At 59.6% G+C, this 15,581-nt stretch carries 17 protein-coding genes; 8 read left to right on the forward strand and 9 right to left on the reverse strand.

Going from position 1 to position 15,581, the window contains the following annotated elements:
- The first annotated feature begins 152 nt into the window (after positions 1–152).
- From B3349_RS05740 to B3349_RS05755, 4 genes are all read left to right on the forward strand, one after another.
- Positions 153–926: an AraC family transcriptional regulator gene (locus B3349_RS05740; RefSeq protein WP_291587181.1), complete on the forward strand. Its 774-nt coding sequence runs from the start codon at positions 153–155 to the stop codon at positions 924–926.
- Positions 927–1,476: 550 nt separating this feature from the next.
- Positions 1,477–1,902, forward strand: coding sequence for a hypothetical protein (locus B3349_RS05745; RefSeq protein ID WP_291587183.1), 426 nt, complete (start codon positions 1,477–1,479; stop codon positions 1,900–1,902).
- A complete protein-coding gene (locus B3349_RS05750) occupies positions 1,892–2,377 on the forward strand; it encodes a hypothetical protein (protein ID WP_291587185.1) in 486 nt (161 codons plus the stop codon). The genes B3349_RS05745 and B3349_RS05750 overlap by 11 nt, the downstream gene beginning before the upstream one ends.
- A gap of 13 nt (positions 2,378–2,390) precedes the next feature.
- Positions 2,391–2,948 carry a hypothetical protein gene (locus B3349_RS05755; RefSeq protein WP_291587188.1) on the forward strand — a complete coding sequence of 186 codons (558 nt, stop codon included), beginning with the start codon at positions 2,391–2,393 and terminating at the stop codon, positions 2,946–2,948.
- Positions 2,949–3,232: 284 nt separating this feature from the next.
- On the opposite strand, the gene B3349_RS05760 is transcribed toward B3349_RS05755, so the two are convergent.
- Positions 3,233–3,766: a GNAT family N-acetyltransferase gene (locus B3349_RS05760; protein ID WP_291587190.1), complete on the reverse strand. Its 534-nt coding sequence runs from the start codon at positions 3,764–3,766 to the stop codon at positions 3,233–3,235.
- The gene (locus tag B3349_RS05765; protein ID WP_291587192.1) at positions 3,763–4,377 is read right to left on the reverse strand and encodes a helix-turn-helix domain-containing protein; all 615 of its coding nucleotides are present in this window, start codon (positions 4,375–4,377) and stop codon (positions 3,763–3,765) included. The genes B3349_RS05760 and B3349_RS05765 overlap by 4 nt, the downstream gene beginning before the upstream one ends.
- A 117-nt stretch (positions 4,378–4,494) precedes the next feature.
- Here B3349_RS05765 and B3349_RS05770 point away from each other — a divergent pair, with 117 nt between their 5' ends.
- The 3 genes from B3349_RS05770 (at position 4,495) to B3349_RS05780 (ending at position 7,918) form a co-directional block, all read left to right on the forward strand.
- Positions 4,495–4,830 carry a hypothetical protein gene (locus B3349_RS05770; protein WP_291587194.1) on the forward strand — a complete coding sequence of 112 codons (336 nt, stop codon included), beginning with the start codon at positions 4,495–4,497 and terminating at the stop codon, positions 4,828–4,830.
- Positions 4,809–6,032, forward strand: coding sequence for a serine hydrolase domain-containing protein (locus B3349_RS05775; RefSeq protein ID WP_291587197.1), 1,224 nt, complete (start codon positions 4,809–4,811; stop codon positions 6,030–6,032). The genes B3349_RS05770 and B3349_RS05775 overlap by 22 nt, the downstream gene beginning before the upstream one ends.
- Positions 6,033–6,694: 662 nt before the next feature.
- Entirely contained in the window at positions 6,695–7,918 is a 1,224-nt protein-coding gene (locus tag B3349_RS05780) for a GGDEF domain-containing protein (RefSeq protein ID WP_291587199.1), read from the forward strand.
- 47 nt (positions 7,919–7,965) lie between these two features.
- On the opposite strand, the gene B3349_RS05785 is transcribed toward B3349_RS05780, so the two are convergent.
- From B3349_RS05785 to tsaA, 5 genes are all read right to left on the reverse strand, one after another.
- Positions 7,966–8,850 carry a TlpA disulfide reductase family protein gene (locus B3349_RS05785; protein ID WP_291587201.1) on the reverse strand — a complete coding sequence of 295 codons (885 nt, stop codon included), beginning with the start codon at positions 8,848–8,850 and terminating at the stop codon, positions 7,966–7,968.
- Between the two features lie 564 nt (positions 8,851–9,414).
- On the reverse strand, positions 9,415–10,428 hold the full coding sequence (locus B3349_RS05790; protein ID WP_291587202.1) for a c-type cytochrome: 1,014 nt from the start codon (positions 10,426–10,428) through the stop codon (positions 9,415–9,417).
- 16 nt (positions 10,429–10,444) lie between these two features.
- Entirely contained in the window at positions 10,445–11,113 is a 669-nt protein-coding gene (locus B3349_RS05795; protein WP_291587204.1) for a c-type cytochrome, read from the reverse strand.
- A 361-nt stretch (positions 11,114–11,474) separates the two neighbouring features.
- The gene (locus B3349_RS05800; RefSeq protein WP_291587207.1) at positions 11,475–12,434 is read right to left on the reverse strand and encodes a DMT family transporter; all 960 of its coding nucleotides are present in this window, start codon (positions 12,432–12,434) and stop codon (positions 11,475–11,477) included.
- A gap of 197 nt (positions 12,435–12,631) precedes the next feature.
- Positions 12,632–13,132 carry a tRNA (N6-threonylcarbamoyladenosine(37)-N6)-methyltransferase TrmO gene (gene tsaA, locus B3349_RS05805; RefSeq protein ID WP_291587209.1) on the reverse strand — a complete coding sequence of 167 codons (501 nt, stop codon included), beginning with the start codon at positions 13,130–13,132 and terminating at the stop codon, positions 12,632–12,634.
- A 244-nt stretch (positions 13,133–13,376) separates the two neighbouring features.
- Here tsaA and B3349_RS05810 point away from each other — a divergent pair, with 244 nt between their 5' ends.
- On the forward strand, positions 13,377–13,571 hold the full coding sequence (locus B3349_RS05810; RefSeq protein ID WP_291587211.1) for a hypothetical protein: 195 nt from the start codon (positions 13,377–13,379) through the stop codon (positions 13,569–13,571).
- A gap of 99 nt (positions 13,572–13,670) precedes the next feature.
- Here B3349_RS05810 and B3349_RS05815 read toward each other — a convergent pair whose 3' ends face one another.
- Together B3349_RS05815 and B3349_RS05820 are read right to left on the reverse strand one after the other, a co-directional pair.
- On the reverse strand, positions 13,671–14,507 hold the full coding sequence (locus B3349_RS05815; protein WP_291587213.1) for an alpha/beta fold hydrolase: 837 nt from the start codon (positions 14,505–14,507) through the stop codon (positions 13,671–13,673).
- A gap of 273 nt (positions 14,508–14,780) precedes the next feature.
- Entirely contained in the window at positions 14,781–15,281 is a 501-nt protein-coding gene (locus B3349_RS05820) for a hypothetical protein (protein ID WP_291587215.1), read from the reverse strand.
- Positions 15,282–15,581 lie beyond the last annotated feature (300 nt).

A 15,581-nucleotide genomic window follows, 5' to 3' on the forward strand; every position in this document is an offset into this window, starting at 1 on the left:
TGGGACATGCGGGGGCCAGGATGGCTTGGCCCGCACGGCCCGGGGTTCCAAAAACCGTGTCTGCCGGCATGGCAACCCACGGAACCGCCAGCGTAGTGCGCTACAGCGTGGCTGTCGCACGCTTATCTGCCAACTTCTGTAGAGTTTCTGCCATGAGCGCAGATCCATCGCACCACTACCTCGCCTATGACCAACTGCCCCATCCGGTGGTGGCCATGGAAAGCCGCTGGCGCCACGGCATGTCCACAGGCTGGCACAGCCATCCCCGTGGGCAACTGCTGTACGCCACTGAAGGCGTGATGGTCATCCACACCGATGCTGGCTCCTGGGTCATTCCGCCCAACCGGGCGCTGTGGATGCTCACAGGCCTGCGCCACTGCGTCACCATGTCCGGTGATGTGGTCATGCGCACGGCCTACATCAATGTGGATCAGGTATCCGCCATGCCTGCGCAAAGCTGCGCCATCAATGTGTCGCCGCTGCTGCGCGAGCTGCTGGTGGAAGCGGTACGCATCGCCCCCGGCGCTGTGCTGTCGGCACGCCATGCCCGTGTACTGGAGTTGCTGATCGACGAGATACAGGTCTCGCCCACCTTGCCCCTGCATCTGCCGCTGCCGCAGGACACACGGCTGCACCGCATCTGCACTGCATTGATGGCGCACCCGGCCGATGCCGGCAGTGCCGCGCAATGGGCCGCCAGCATCCAGGTGGCAGAGCGCACCTTGCACCGTCTTTTTGCACAGGAAACCGGCATGACCTTTGCCCAATGGCGTGAACAGGCCCGGTTGCTGCACGCACTGCGTCGTATCGCTTGCGGGGACAAAGTGATCGACATCGCGCTGGACTGCGGCTACGCCAGCCCCAGTGCATTCACCGCCATGTTCCGCCGGCACTTTGGGGTCACGCCTTCCGGCTTCTACCGCTGAGCAGCAGCTGTGTTCTGAGTGCAACCCGAAAAGTTGCACCACAGGCTTTACGGGATGAATGGCTCTGGAGAGCCATTTTTTATTTCTGAATTCCTCCATGCAAAGTGAATAGGTTTTTCACTTCCAAGACATGGCGTTTCTGTATTTTTCATGCTTGAGCATGGTTTTTAAAATCCACGCCAAGATTCTTATTCGGCCTATGCAGTAGCAGCTGCATGGGATGCTTTATAAAGAAAATTTATCAAAATATAAAATTTAATTGGAATGATCATTAAATTGTAGTCAGATTTGATTTAAGTCAAAATATCTTCTTGTGTTGTAAATAATCTCTTTCGTGCATCATGAAGTAAAAATAGAATTTCAGAGGAAAATTAGTAAAAATAGAAAGTGTAATTAAAATTCAGGCATATCTATTTCGGTTTTTATTCTATTTTTAGTTCGGTACACAAACCGTTATATGAAGTGAGCTCGTTGTAGTATTCAATAATCCTGTACAGATTTATGTATATACAGTCTATCCCATCAGCCATAGAACAGCAGGAGTAAAAAAATGACTGTTCGTCATTGGAGTGGATATGTTTCAATAGATTGTGAATGCGATGGAAATAACATTGAACCGTTACTATGGTGCTTAAGGTTTTTAATTGTAGACCACTTGCCTTTAGATTATTGGTTGAGCCGAATTTTTCCTGCAATTGAGAAGCGCTATGCAGGAGGAGATCCAGGTTGGGAAATTACTAATGTTCAATTAGATACGGGGGATGCGCTATGTGATTCGATGGGTAGAGCAATTTATCGTGTATGGATTGATGAATCTATCAGCTATCTTGAGTCGGGAGTTGGATTTTATGAAGAGGCGATAGTCAAGCATCATGTACGCCGCACACTAGAAAATTTTCGTGCTATGCATCCTGCTTATTCAATCGAAATTGATGCACTAGTGCTAAAGTATGGAATATATTATCATGCAGAATAAAGCCTTGATTTCGAGAAATATAGCACGCTCTCTTCAAGATACATTGTATTTGACGAGTTTAGATGGATACTGCCCAGATTTGTTTTTAGGCGGTCGTTCCGATAGAAGACCAGATAATTCAAATAATATATGGGTGTCTAGTGTCGAGTTGATTTATAGATGCTTGAAATCTAACCTTCTGCATATCGACTCGGGTTGGATGAAAGCAATGAATTTTGGTGACTTTAATTGTTTTGTCAAGAAACTGGCGCAACATGATCCATTTGATTTTGAAGATTTCAATGAAAATGGAGCTGAGTACTGGTTGGCTCCTCTTTTATATGCAACGGAAAAATCTAAATTTTTGCTTTCCAGATATCATATAAATGATTTAGGAAAAGATTTGTGCTCTGATTTTATTGGAGATATAGAAAATATTTTTTTAGGAAATGACGTTCCGTGGGGACGTAATTCTGTGTTTAATAGCTACAGATAACTTATATAAATTTATGAAGAATATAATATTTCCTTGTTTCCTCGCTGCACTTTTAAGTGCTTGCGCCAGCAATCCTCCTCTTGTCAATCAAACCGACTACAACCCCAAAGAGCAATCCCGCATTCGCCTCTATGGTCAAAATGGAAAGCCAACGCTGATGCGCTATAGCCACAATGGCCAAGAAACCAAAGTCAATGTGGGCGGCAGCATGGGGGATGCTTTTAGCTCTTTTGTTGGCACCGCCAAAAGTCAAAGCATTGGGATTCCATCCACCCGGATCAGCAACAATGTGGGGGATCAAAATGGAATTCTGACCAAAGCTTTTTACAAGGAGTTTGCCGTGCCCAGCACCAGTGCCCTGCGAATTCAAAGCAATTTGATTGGTATGGCCAACTTCAGCCCAAGCGGGCAGGCTGTTTCCTACAGCCCCCGCTGCAGCAGCAAGGAATTCTCCTTCCAGCCAGAAGCGGGTAAAGATTACGAAGTGGCTTCCATCGTGAACCAGCAAGGCTGTGCTGTGGTGGTTTTTGAAGTGCAGGCGAATGGGGAAATCAAGCCAATCACCCAGTAGGACTTAGAGGCGCAAAGCGCCACATAAAGGGCTGTGGTGGTTGCCACAGCCCTTTTCTGGCAAGTTGTCTGAAGCACTGGCTTCATGCTAGTCTCCGCTGTTCCGCTAGCGGCATGGCACCTAGGTGCTCGCCCAACTCAACGAAATCGCGGATTCAGGGAGATCGATTCGCCGCAATTCTGGTGAAGAAGCGCTCGTGGCGATCGCATCTTGTGCCGCTGCAGCCATCTCCATGGCGGATGGATAGGCCGCTATCAGCAGCAGACCTCTGTGCACCAGGTGAATTAGCCATCCACCGGCTGCAGCGGTGTTTCCAGCAGCAGCTGGTAGAACACCAGATCCAACCAGCCGCCAAATTTGAAAGCCACCTGTGGCAGGCTGCCCACCAGGGCAAAACCCAGCTTTTCATGCAGCGCACGGCTACCGGTATTGGCGGCGTCGATGGCGCCAACCAGTGCATGCACATTGCCGCGCGCGCGCGCCTCGGCGATCAGCGCGTGCATCAGTTGCCGGCCCAGGCCGCGCCCGCGCTGGGTGTGGTGTACGTAGACCGAATGTTCCATGGTGTATTTGTAGGCCGGTTGCGGGCGAAACGGCCCGTAGCTGGCGAAGCCCAGCAGGGTTCCGGCAGCGTCTTCCAGACCCAGCACAGGCAGGTTGCCGGTGTGCTTGCTGGCAAACCAGGCCGCCATTTGCTCGGGTGGGCGCGGGTGGTAGTCATACAGCGCAGTGGAAGTGGCAATGGCGTGGTTGAAAATATCCAGAATCGCGCCAGCGTGGCGTTCGGGGGTGCAGGGCACCAGGTGCAGATCGTTCATCGCAAGGTCCTGGCAGCCGGGGCTGCCGTGAAAGAAGGAGATGCCACCGTCAAGGCCAGCACATAGCGGGCAGGGCGGTCGCCGGGGTTGGCAAAGACGATGGGCTGGTTGACCACCATGGCCAGGCAGTCGCCGGCCGCCAGTGCCCAGGTCTGGGGGCCCACGGTCAGTGTCATGCGGCCTTCCAGCAGCCACAGTTGCTGATGGGGCGCAAGGTGCGCGGGCAGATGTGTGGCGTTGTCAAAGGTCACGCTCTGGCTGGCAGGAAAGGTCACTTCCACCAGTTCCAGCGGCGCCTCCAGGCCGGGCGGCGTGAGGTGGCGGCGTTGGTAGCCGCTGCCAGGGTCGGTCCAGCAAGCCTGGTCGGCATGGCGGGCCAGCGGTAAGGGAGTGGCCTCGGCGGGCAGGGCATCGAACAGCGTAGCCAGCGGCACATCCAGTGCAGAGGCCAGCTTGCTCAGCACTGCTGCCGTGGGACTGGTTTCGCCGCGCTCGATCAGCGAGATCATGGAACGGCTCACGCCGCTGCGTTGTGACAACAGGTCCAGTGTGGCGCCCCGTGCTTTGCGCAAGCCACGCACACGGGCAGCGAGAAGGGTGTCGATGTCCATACGTCCATTATGCAAGAAATAAATTCCAACATCATGGAATTCACAGCGCGATGACTTGCCTGCGGATGCCGCGGCTGTGGAGACGTCGCCGGGCAAGTCACCGTTGAGCCCTCTTGAATGAAAAACTTTGCAGGCATTGGTTTGCTGCCATCTCCGCAGCAGCACATGACAGTGGTTGTTCCTGCGCCTAGCAGTGCTGCAGACCGTGCTGGAGCGGCTGTGTCGCTCAGCTTCTTGGTGCCCCAATCTCCAGGGCTGGGCATGGCAAAACCTCTGCGTGGCGCATTTCCCGATTTCCAGCCGCATCTGTCACCAGCAAGACAAAGCCGTCGCACAACAGATAATGTGCTGCACCAGCCTGGTGCTACGATTTATAGTGAATATGCGCAGACATATTCATTCAAAAATAATCGGATTGGAGACAAATCACCATGCTTTTGCGCCACCCCCTGAATGCCGTCTCTCTGGCCTTGATTTCCAGTTTCTGTACAGCTGCCATGGCCGACGGCCTGCCCAATGTGCACAGCAAGGAACGTATCGGTACCGTACAGCAGGTGTACGACGGTGCGCTGCTGCCGGATGTGCAGGCCAACACCTTCCGCAATATCGACCGGTTGTTTTCGACCCGCACCATCCACAAGGGGAAGACGGTTTATCCGCTGCCAAAATCCGATGTGCAGCTGAAGAATTTCAGCTTTGCATCCAATGGCAAGAATTATGACCTGTACGATTATGTGTCGATCAACCGCGTCAGCGGCTTGCTGGTGATCAAGAACGGCAAGATTGCCTTCGAAGACTATGAGCTGGGCAACAGCGATCAAACCCGCTGGATGTCCATGTCGGTGGTCAAGTCCATCACCGCAACGCTGGTGGGCATTGCCATTCAAGACGGATTCATCCAAAGCATCGACGATCCGGTGACCCGGTACCTGCCTGAACTCAGGGGCAGTGCCTACGACGGAGTGTCGGTGCGCAATCTGCTGCAAATGGCTTCCGGCGTGCAGTGGAACGAAACCTATACCGACCCGGCTTCCGACCGCCGCAAGATGCTGGAAGTGCAGAACGCCCAGACGCCCGGTGCCGTGCTCAAGCTGATGGCCCAGCTGCCCCGCGCAGCGGCCCCCGGCACGCGCTGGAACTACAGTACCGGCGAAACCCATGTGGCCGGCGCCCTGGTGCGCGCAGCGGTGGGCAAGCCTGTGGCGCAGTATCTGTCCGAGCGTGTGTGGGCCAAGTTCGGCATGGAGTCCGACGCCACCTGGTGGCTGGAATCTCCCAATGGCCTGGAAGTGGGGGGCAGCGGCCTGTCGGCCACGCTGCGCGACTATGGGCGTTTTGGCCTGTTCCTGATGGGGGGCGGCAAAGTGGGCAACGAGCAATTGTTGCCTCCGGGCTGGGTGGCCGATGCAGGCAGCCCCAAGATGGTGGATGGCAAGCCGGTGGACTACGGCTACATGCTGTGGCCCATTCCCAAGTCCCAGGGCACGCCCAACGAAGGCGCCTTTGAAGCACGCGGCATTTTTGGCCAGCATGTCTACATGAACCCGCGCGAAAACACGGTGATCGTGGTGTGGGGGGCCTTGCCCAAGCCCACGGGCAAGAACACCATCAATGACAATGATTTCTTTGCTGCAGCGGTGCAGGCCTTGCGGTAAGGCATGAGTGAACCATGAAAAGCGCTCGAAAGGGCGCTTTTCTGTTTTGAAGATCATTATTGTTGATCTCTTGTAAAGATAAATATTAATCTTCAGAGAGGATATGGGAAATTCGTTTTATAATACATGAAAACAGAATATTATCTAATTATTTAATAGGGAGATATTCAATAAACTATTTATTGAAATGCGATTGCGCTACATTAATTCATGTTTCACGGTTAGAAAATTATAATTCACGGCTTCGTTCTTCATTGTCCGTTCATGGATTAATGCAAGCTGGTATCAAGAATATAAATGCAGCATCTGGGTTTGCTCATGCACTGAATAATCCGATACCTGTTGCATTGAAAATGCAGCCACGAACGCCTCAAGCGCGCGTGCCAGGGGCACCTGTGGATTCATGGCCTGGTCCGATGGCGGGTGCACTGGCCGACAGCAAACATCTGTGTACGGCGAATCAACAGCTGCCCACACCGTCAAAGGCTTGCTATTTACCGCCAGGTCTTACACTCTGATCGTTTATTACGCTGAGCGACTGCGCCGCGATGGGCCGGCGCAGCTTTGCTGATCCACATGTGAGCAAAGTGCTGTCCTGCGGGCCGGGGCGCTTTGCGGCGGCAGTTCTGTACAGGCCCTACTTGGTACCTCTTCCCTTTTCCATGGTTGCAACCATTCTCGTCGGCATGCTGTGCGCACATCTGTTGTGCTTTGCCGTGATGTTCCTGCTCATCAGCAGGCGCCTGCATGGCAGGAAGATGGGCATGGACTTTTTTGCGGTGGGCAATCTGCTGCTGGGCGTGGCCTATGTGTTGCAACTGGTGGAAGGCGGTCCGGGATGGAACGTGATGAGCGTGGTCAACCACACGCTGACACTGGCGTCACCCGTGGCGTTCTGGCTGGGGGCCATGCGTTTTTTTGGGCGGCCTGTGCCGCTGCTGCGGCCGCTGCTGGTGTTTGCGGCCTTCTACAGCACTGCCCAGGTGCTGGTGCAGTGGAGCCTGGGGCCAGTGGCGCGCTACGCCATGTTGTCGGGCATGTCGGCGCTGATGTTCCTGCTGATGGCGGGCACCGTGGTCTATGGCGTGCGCACTTTTGCCAAGGACCTGTATGGCGAGATGGTGTTTTTTGCAGCGCTGATCTTCGGCATCTGCATTCTCAATGCAGTCAAATTCGTCAAATTGCTGAGCGGCGGGCTGGCAGCGTTGCAGATGGATACCGATTTTCAGCTGGTGTTCTATATCTACATGTCTTTCCTCGCGACGGTGCTGCCGCCATCCATCATCTGGCTGGTGCTGCGCAGGCTGACCGATGAGCTGCGCAATCTGGCAGCGCGTGACCCGCTGACGCAACTGCTCAATCGCAGGGGACTTGGCGACGCGCTGCAGCTGTATTTCAACTCCCGCAAAGCCGAGCCGGCGCATGTCCTCATGGTGGATGTGGACCATTTCAAGCGCATCAATGACCGCTACGGCCACCAGGCGGGTGACACCGTGCTGTGTCATGTGGCGCAGGTGCTGCGCAGCACGGTACGCCGTGGCGATCTGACCGGGCGCATTGGAGGAGAAGAGTTTGTCGCCATCTGCCTGGACAGCGATGTGGATGGCGTGATGCAACTGGCAGAACGCCTGCGGGCGGCTATCGAAAGCCGGGCTATTGCAGTGACGGACGATGGAGAAATGCTGCACTGCACGGTCACCCTGGGGGTGTCACACCACTTCATGGGGGCGCAGGCCCTGGAACGAGCCATGCAGGAGGCCGATGCCGCCTTGTACCGCGGCAAGGCGGCAGGGCGCAACCGGGTGGAACTGGCTGCCTGCGCCCAGGAAGGGTTGCCCATCCCGCCGGCAATCGGCCCCTCCCGCGCGCTCAAGACAGGGATGTAGCCTGCGGCACTGCGGCACTGCGGCACTGCGGCACTGCGGCGCAGGTGCTATCGGGCAGCAGGCTCCGGCAGGGCCGGGGACCCCGCAGAAGGCGTGTCAGTGGTAGGAGCAGCAGCCGCCAGCAAGGGCTGCAGATGCTGGGCCAATGTCGCGGTAGAGAGCTCGCCCACACGCAGAGCGCTCTGGCGGCCTTGGGCATCGACAAACACGGTGGTGGGCAGCGCACTGCTGCGCAGCAAGCGGCCCAGTTCCTGGCGTTCATCCAGCAGCACCTGGGCGGGAGGCAGCCGGTGCTGGGCCGCGTACTGCAGCACGGTTTCCGGGGACTCTCCCTGGTTGACCCAGAGGAAGCGCACGTCCGGGTGTTCACGCTGGGCTTGCAGCAGGGCCGGCATCTCGCGGCGGCATGGTGGGCACCAGGTGGCCCAGAGGTTGATGACCAGGGGTTGGCCTTGCTGCTGGGCCAGTTGATCCAGTTGCACGGTGCGTGCATCCAGTGCTACGGCGGAGAAGGTGGGCAGTGGTGCCAGACCGGGCGCCAGGGACTGGCGCAGCCCTTGTGCACCAAGCCACAGCGCCAGAGCACTGGCAATGCCCACCATGGCGGCAGGGGTCAGGGGATGGCGCCTCAGCCACAGCGCTGCCCCATACAGCAGTACGGCGACCATGCCCACGCTGGCGGTCCAGCCGCCGTCGCGGATGTCGAATGCCGCCCAGGCGGGCTGGGCGTAGTGGGGGGCAAACTCCAGCACAAAGGCGGCGCGCGCCGCCAGCAGGCCACAGACCAGCAGCAGCCAACCATGCCAGCCCCATACCAGCTGGCTGCGCGCGGCCCGGCGTTGGGCCAGGGCATCGCCCAGCCACCAGGCGGCAAACAGTTGCAAGGGGGCAAGGGGCAGGGCAAGAGGGCCGATGCGCAAGACTTCTTCCATCACATATCCGGGTCAAGAGGGAGGGGCGGACGGGGAGCACAGTCGCACAGCCTACCGTAGCGCGCCAAGCAGGGTGCTGCGGCATGGATAGCAGCGCACCCGCAGACAGCCGGCAAAGGGCGCAGAGCTTCAGGAGCGGCGCGGCACGAGCTGGCACTTGGCGTGGACATGCAACTGGCGCGGCGGCCGCGCAGAAGAGCATTGCAGACAGCAGGCCTATAAAAAATTCCCCCGGCCCAAGGCGACCGGGGGGAAGCACAAGCGTCAGCCTGGACGCTGCCCACCGTGGGGGCGCGCCAGGCTGGCGATCCCATTGGACCCCGCTTGCGTTATGAGGGGATTAAGTACCGATCGCACAAGCCTCGCTACGCCGTTGCCCCGCCTGGCCTCCGTAGCAAACCGAAGGTTGGCTGCGGCGTGCGTCAACGGCGCCAAAGTTCAGGAAGCCGCCTTTGGCCCAGGCTTGGCCTTGGGCTCCATTTGAACATCCGAGCGCAACCGCGTGTGCCAAGGGGCCGATGCGGGCCGAGCACCTGCCAGCCCTCGCCAATACCGGCAGGCAGCTCAGGTGCCCTTGCCCAGCAACTTTCCGTTGACTTCCACGCCGTACAAAGAGTTGGGGCTGTTGTGAAAGACCTCGCGCGTGCGGGCGATATCCCCATTGAAGCGGGGATCCTGCGGGCGCTCGAAGCTGTTGATGAAGGTGGCCACCTCCCAGGCTTCCTGCTCACTCAGGTCGTTGTGCAGACCATAAGGCATGTTGGACTTGATGAAGCTGGCGGCCTTGTCGATCTCGTGCATGCCCGCTCCCCAGTTGTAGGAGTCCTTGCCCCATAGGGCAGGAAACACGGTCACACCGTCTTTCTTCTGGCCCTGGCCGCTATCGCCGTGGCACAGCGCGCACTTGGCCGCATAGACCTTCTGGCCCGCTTCAAAGGTGGGCGCCACTTGGGCTTGGGGCAGTTTCTGGAAGCCGGCACCGGGCAATTTTTCGCCGAGGGGGGCTTTTTGCGCCATCCAGTAGGCATAGGCTTCCACGGCCACCAGGATGTCGTGCCCATCGTCAGGTGCCTTGCCGTTCATGGAATACATGAAACAGCCACGCACGCGTTCGGCAAAGGTGTCAACATGGTCCGTCTTTTTGCGATAGGCCGGGTACAGCGGGTAGGCACCCCACATGGGCGCCGCGTTTTTCAGGCGGCCGGCGTCCAGATGGCAGTTCACGCAGTTGAGCGAATTGCCAGAAAAGCCTTTGGCGTTTTCGGGCGTGCGCAGGAAGATGGCTTCACCGCGCTGGATCCACTCTCCCATCTTGCTGTCCGGAATCGCGCGTGCATCGGGCACGCTGTATGCCGCCGGTTGCAATCCGGCTTGGGCGGTCTGGGCCTGCTTTGCGGCCTGGGCGGCTTTCTCGGCCGCAGCGCGTTGCGCCTTGGGGGTGTCGGGGAGGCTGTAGGCAATGCCGCCGATGGCGGCCACCAGCGGGATGGCGCAAAAAGCCACTGCCAAAGCAGCGCCCAGCGTACCGCTGGCGTGCTGGCGGTCGGCGGTGGTGTGCACAGAAGAGTCCGTGGTCATATCCGGGTTCTGCCTTTCAGTGGGAAGCGGCAGCGTTGCCGTGCTGTTGCTGGTAATAGGCTGCAACGTCCTGGATATCCTGGGGGCTGAGCTTGCGGGCAATGGAACCCATCAAGCCCAGCGGGCCGGCCTGGCGGCTTTTGTTCTTCCAGGCATCCACCTGGGTTTGCATATAGGCCGCGCTCAGATGGCCGATAGCGGGGAAATCCACACCCACGCCAGTGCCGCCCGGGCCGTGGCATTTGGCGCAGGCAGGAATACCGTCTTCCCAGCGGCCGCGCTCCACTAGCCAAGCGCCATTGCCATCCTTGGCCTTGGGCAGAGGGCCCACTTTGCTCTGGATGGGGAGTTCCAGACTGGCGTAATAGGCCGCGACGTCGGCTTTTTCCGCGTCGGTCAGCGCACGGGCATTGGGTTCCATGGTCGGGGCCTTGCGTTGGCCGGCCGCAAAGTCGTGCAGCTGGCGCTCCAGATAGCCCGCAGACTGACCGGCCAGAGGTGGGAAGGAGGCAGAGCCTTCACCGTTGCTGCCGTGGCAGGACGCACAGGCGGCTGCGCCCTGGGAGCCGCCTTTGGCAGCAATCTTGGCGCCGGCGTTGATGTCGGCAGCCCATGCGGGAAAGTGGCAGGCTGCGAGCAGGGCGAGGCAGGCCAGCCCGTGGGGAGGGGCCTTGGGGATAGGCATAAGGATGATGGAACGCAGAGAGGGGGGAGAAAAGCAGGGGCCAGCCGCGCAGCGGGAGCCCCAGGCGTGTGCACGCCCCACAGGCGCACAGGCACCCGACAGGCATTGACCCGTTGAAGGGTAGGGTCAAGGGATTAAGTCCGGATTAAGGGGTGTGCCCCCAGCCCGGACGTGCCGGTTACCTTGCCCGGCCGGACGGGATCCATGGTCCCGGCCGTGAACGTCAGCGTGCAACTGGTTGGGCGGATGGTCCCCAGGCTTCCAAGATGGCTGGTCAGGCATGAGCCAGATGCCATCGCCCCCAAATCACCGCCTGGGGCTGTGTGGGCCTGCGCGCAATGGCGGCAGGCAGGCCTGAGTGCTATTTGGCGGCTGGCACACTGGCCGCACGCCCGGGTACGGGCACCGTGGCCACCAACACGCTGGCCAGTGCAATGCCCAGGGCCAGCAACTGCAACGGCTGCAGGGATTCACCCAGTAGCAGCACCCCGGTGAGGGCAGCACTCACCGGCAGCAGCACGGTGAAAATGCCACTTTGCGAGGCGGGCACGGTGCGCAGCCCCGTCATCCACAGCCACACGGTCCACATGCTGGCAGCCAGGGCGTACAGCAGCAGCAACCACCACATGCTGCTGGCCACCGCAGCAAAGTCAAACTGCAGCGCCATATAGATGCCCATGGGCGTGGACAGTGCCAGACCCCACAGATTGATGATGGCAGTGATGCGCTTGGGTGGCAGTGCCGCCGTGAGCTTTTTGCCGATGACGGCATACGAGGCCTCGCACAGCACCGCGGCCACCAGCAGCAGATGCCCGATCAGGCTGCGGGTGCCTTCTGTGGACAGGCTGTTGCCATCCGCTTCCGCACCATATGTGCCCTGGTGGCCGGGTGCAAGTGCCAGCAATGCAATGCCCGCCACCGCCAGTGCAATTGCCCACCAGGTACGGGCGTTGGCTTTTTCCTTCAGAAAGATCCAGCTGAACACGGCCACAGCGGCCGGGATGGCCGCCATGATGACGCCGGCCGACACGGCACTGGTCAGGCTAACGCCGGTGATCATGCACAGCGTGAACAGGAAATTGCCGAAGAACGATTCCAGGAACAGCAGCCCGCGTGTCTGGCGGCTGATGGGCACTTCTACCCCGGTCTTGCGCAGCCACGGTGCCATGGCCACGGCGGCAATCCCAAAGCGCAGCCAGGCCAGCAAGAACACCGGGATGGCTGCCACCAGCGGTTTGGTCAGTGCCACATAGCAGCCCACCATGGTCATGCTCAGGCCCAGACAGAAATAGGCCACAGGTTTGGAAGGCGGATGGGACATGGTGCAACGGGGCGAAGGCAAGGGAGAGAGGCCGTGAGAGGGCGCCAGAAGGGGACCAGGCGAAAAGCGGTGCCCTGGGGTAGGGAACAAGCCGGACTGCCGCCTCCAGGCGCAAGCAAAACGCCTGCCATCATGCCGCAAGCGGTCGGCACCGTGGGTCACCTGCGCGTGTGCGCCTTGCATCTTGGTGTCGTGGTTCAGCGCATGCGATCGTCCGACTGCACTGCCGGCAGCCGTTGCAGCCCGTGCTGGAACCAGCCAATGCGTTCGGTATGGCGCACATCCAAGGCTGGAACGTAGGGTTTGATGTCCAGCACCGGCGTGCCATCCAGCATATCGTTGCCGGTGAAATGCAGGCAACCTTCCTGCACGCGTTCCAGGCGCACGATGGACAGACCCAGGCGGTTGGGGCGTGCCGGAGCCCGCGTGGCAAAAACACCGTGACTGTGGTCATCCATGAAAGGCACAACCTCCAGCTTTTCCACAGCCTGGTGCAGGTGGGTGATGAGCATCAGGAACTCGAAGCCTTCGATGTCGCGCAGACCGGGGAGGTAGTGCGCCTGCAGCTCCAGCTGGCCAGGGACGTTGGCCGCCGCCACGGTCTGGATGGGCATGCCCTGGGTGGTGTGAAACGGACTGCGCACAAAGCCGATGGGTTGCAGGGTGATGGCGCAGAGGCCCAATTCAGAGGCGGTCATTGGTGGCTGAGGAGATTCACCACACTGCAAGCGGCGCGCAGAGAGCCGATGCCAGCGTGGCGGAACTTTGTCGAGTGAATTACAGCGGATTACATCGCTGTTCTTGTTTTGAATAGCGAGAGACATTATCGTCCGCTATCAGAGGAATGGGGGACATAGCAGCCCGGCTGTGCCATGAGGTTTGCCGTGTCCCTTGGGGAACACCAAGAACAAGCACTGCCGCATGTAAGCGCGCATTTTTTGCATGACCGATATTCACCGCAAGCCACGCAAGCCTGGGAGTGGCCGCAAGGCCATCTATGACGTGCCCATGGGCCGCGTCAACCTGCCGATGACCGCCGTGCAGCGGGCCAAATTGATGCGCCTTGGTGGGGCGGCCTGGGTACGCCGACAGATCGATGTGTCGCCCGAGCCGCAGCACCCGGAGGCTGCAGGCTGAAGCAGCGCCACATCCCCGGCGCGCTCGCGCTGCATCCCAACGTCCCAATGACTGCAGTCACGGGCGCGCTTCAGCTTTCCGGGCACGGGGTCTGTGGCTCTAGGCTTTCAGGAAATCCAGCAGTGCCTGGTTGAATTCCTTGGCATGCGAAAGGTTGCAGCCATGCGGCCCGCCCTTTATCACATGCAGCTTGCTGCCTGGGATGGCCTGGTGGGTGCGTGCACCGCTGGCCTCCAGCGGGACGATCTGATCGGAGTCTCCGTGCAGCACCAGCGTGGGAATCCGGAACCGGGCCAGATCCTCCCGAAAATCGGTGCGAGAGAAGGCGCCAATGCAGTCGTGCGTGGCCTTGGGTGATGCCATGGCGGCAATCAGCTTGGCGTACTGGCGCTGGGCTTCGCTGACCAGCAACTCTCCACCCTTGGGGGTAAAGAATTTCTGCGTGAATTCATCCAGAAACGCCAGGCGGTCGGCGCGCACAGTGCGCTCGCGATCGGCAATATCCTTGTCGGTGCGCAGACCGTCCGGATTGTCGGCCTTCTTGAACAGGCAGGGCGGTACGGCTGCCGCAAACACAGCCTTCGCGACCTGCGCCGTGCCATAGGTGGCCACGTAGCGGGCCACTTCGCCGCCGCCCATGGAGAAGCCCACCAACGTGGCGCCCTTGAGCTCCAGTGCCGTGATCAGCGTGTGCAGATCCTGGGCCAGCGTATCGTAGTCATAGCCTTCCCAGGGCTGGCCTGAGGCGCCAAAGCCGCGCCGGTCATAGCTGATGACGCGGTAGCCGGCCTCGACCAGCGGCATCACCTGGGCTTCCCAGCTGCGGCTGCTCAGTGGCCAGCCGTGGATCAGCACCACGGGCGGGCCATCACCGACATCCTGGTAGTACAGGTGCAAGCCGGGCTGGTTGGAAGCGGTAAGAGGCAGATACGGCATGGCGAACTCCTTGCGGGCGGAAAGGAACGCACAGCGTTGCAAACCACGGGCCGATCGTCTGTAGGCCATTCCTGACAGTGCGCTGCAGCAAGGCTGAGCGCTCGACCATTGGACATCTCTCCCTGGTTGTGGCCCTGGTCAGTCTGCGCTTTGCTGTGCGATATTTTTTCTGCGCCCCGTCTTGGGTATCTGCCGCGCCTGCTCATTGTGGTGCAGCACGCCGCCAGGGCAGGGGAGGCGGCATCTGCACGACGTAGTGCCGAACAGCAGCGCTCAGTAGCCGCCTTCCTGCACATAAGCGCGGTTGGCCCGTTCCCAGGCCGCGCGGATGGGGTGCTCGGCATCCGGCCATTTCAGCCGGCTGTGGGCATGCTCGGCATCCCAGCGGCGCTCCCATTCCTGGCGGGTATAGCTCCATTCCTCATGGCCCTGGCCGCTCTTGCGGCTGTGGTAGCCGGCGCGGTAGGCCGGAGCGTAGTCATCATAGGTGTAGGCGTCCGAGTAATACGGCTCATGCTGGTAGGCATCGCGCCAATAGGTTTCCTCGGCATTGGGCACCAGGGCCTGGGCCACGGTGTTGCCCGCCAGTCCGCCCACGACGGCCCCCACCACGCAGGCCACTGCCGCCGCCCACGGGCCACCTGCCAGACCCACCGCGGCTCCCAGGGCCGCGCCACCCGCCACGCCCAACCCCGTGCCGACGGGGTGATCGCGGCTGGGCTCATCGGTGACCAGATCCACTGGGCGGTGGTGCGGAGTATGGAGATATGTCATGACAGCCTCCTTGCTGGGCCCTGCACGCACGATGTGTGGCAGTGTCCTGGCTCCATGCTACGCCTGTGGCGCCGCCATGGCGCAGCACCCTTGTTCGGTGAAGTTGCTTGTGTGGCCGCTTCTGGGCCATGTGCCCATCAGCGCGTCTTTGCACGTTGGAATACTGGCGCGAGAGGTCAAAGTGCAGTCCTGCATACCGGGCACAGGCATAAAGAAGCCCGCCAAAGGCGGGCTGTGGAGATTGCAGCTTGTGCTGTCAGGTGCAGGACCTTTCTCAGGCGTGCTTCAGGCGGAACACAC

This window comes from Comamonas sp. UBA7528, from assembly GCF_002479375.1.
Taxonomy (GTDB): Bacteria; Pseudomonadota; Gammaproteobacteria; order Burkholderiales; family Burkholderiaceae_C; genus Comamonas.

Excerpts from the sequence above, each read along its gene's own strand:
- B3349_RS05755 (WP_291587188.1), top strand. The coding sequence starts at position 2,391 with ATGAAGAATATAATATTTCCTTGTTTCCTCGCTGCACTTTTAAGTGCT.
- B3349_RS05760 (WP_291587190.1), bottom strand. The coding sequence starts at position 3,766 with ATGAACGATCTGCACCTGGTGCCCTGCACCCCCGAACGCCACGCTGGC.
- B3349_RS05820 (WP_291587215.1), bottom strand. The coding sequence starts at position 15,281 with ATGACATATCTCCATACTCCGCACCACCGCCCAGTGGATCTGGTCACC.
- B3349_RS05770 (WP_291587194.1), top strand. The coding sequence starts at position 4,495 with ATGAAAAACTTTGCAGGCATTGGTTTGCTGCCATCTCCGCAGCAGCAC.
- B3349_RS05750 (WP_291587185.1), top strand. The coding sequence starts at position 1,892 with ATGCAGAATAAAGCCTTGATTTCGAGAAATATAGCACGCTCTCTTCAA.
- tsaA (WP_291587209.1), bottom strand. The coding sequence starts at position 13,132 with ATGACCGCCTCTGAATTGGGCCTCTGCGCCATCACCCTGCAACCCATC.
- B3349_RS05795 (WP_291587204.1), bottom strand. The coding sequence starts at position 11,113 with ATGCCTATCCCCAAGGCCCCTCCCCACGGGCTGGCCTGCCTCGCCCTG.
- B3349_RS05810 (WP_291587211.1), top strand. The coding sequence starts at position 13,377 with ATGACCGATATTCACCGCAAGCCACGCAAGCCTGGGAGTGGCCGCAAG.
- B3349_RS05790 (WP_291587202.1), bottom strand. The coding sequence starts at position 10,428 with ATGACCACGGACTCTTCTGTGCACACCACCGCCGACCGCCAGCACGCC.
- B3349_RS05740 (WP_291587181.1), top strand. The coding sequence starts at position 153 with ATGAGCGCAGATCCATCGCACCACTACCTCGCCTATGACCAACTGCCC.
- B3349_RS05745 (WP_291587183.1), top strand. The coding sequence starts at position 1,477 with ATGACTGTTCGTCATTGGAGTGGATATGTTTCAATAGATTGTGAATGC.
- B3349_RS05780 (WP_291587199.1), top strand. The coding sequence starts at position 6,695 with ATGGTTGCAACCATTCTCGTCGGCATGCTGTGCGCACATCTGTTGTGC.
- B3349_RS05765 (WP_291587192.1), bottom strand. The coding sequence starts at position 4,377 with ATGGACATCGACACCCTTCTCGCTGCCCGTGTGCGTGGCTTGCGCAAA.
- B3349_RS05800 (WP_291587207.1), bottom strand. The coding sequence starts at position 12,434 with ATGTCCCATCCGCCTTCCAAACCTGTGGCCTATTTCTGTCTGGGCCTG.
- B3349_RS05815 (WP_291587213.1), bottom strand. The coding sequence starts at position 14,507 with ATGCCGTATCTGCCTCTTACCGCTTCCAACCAGCCCGGCTTGCACCTG.
- B3349_RS05775 (WP_291587197.1), top strand. The coding sequence starts at position 4,809 with ATGCTTTTGCGCCACCCCCTGAATGCCGTCTCTCTGGCCTTGATTTCC.
- B3349_RS05785 (WP_291587201.1), bottom strand. The coding sequence starts at position 8,850 with ATGGAAGAAGTCTTGCGCATCGGCCCTCTTGCCCTGCCCCTTGCCCCC.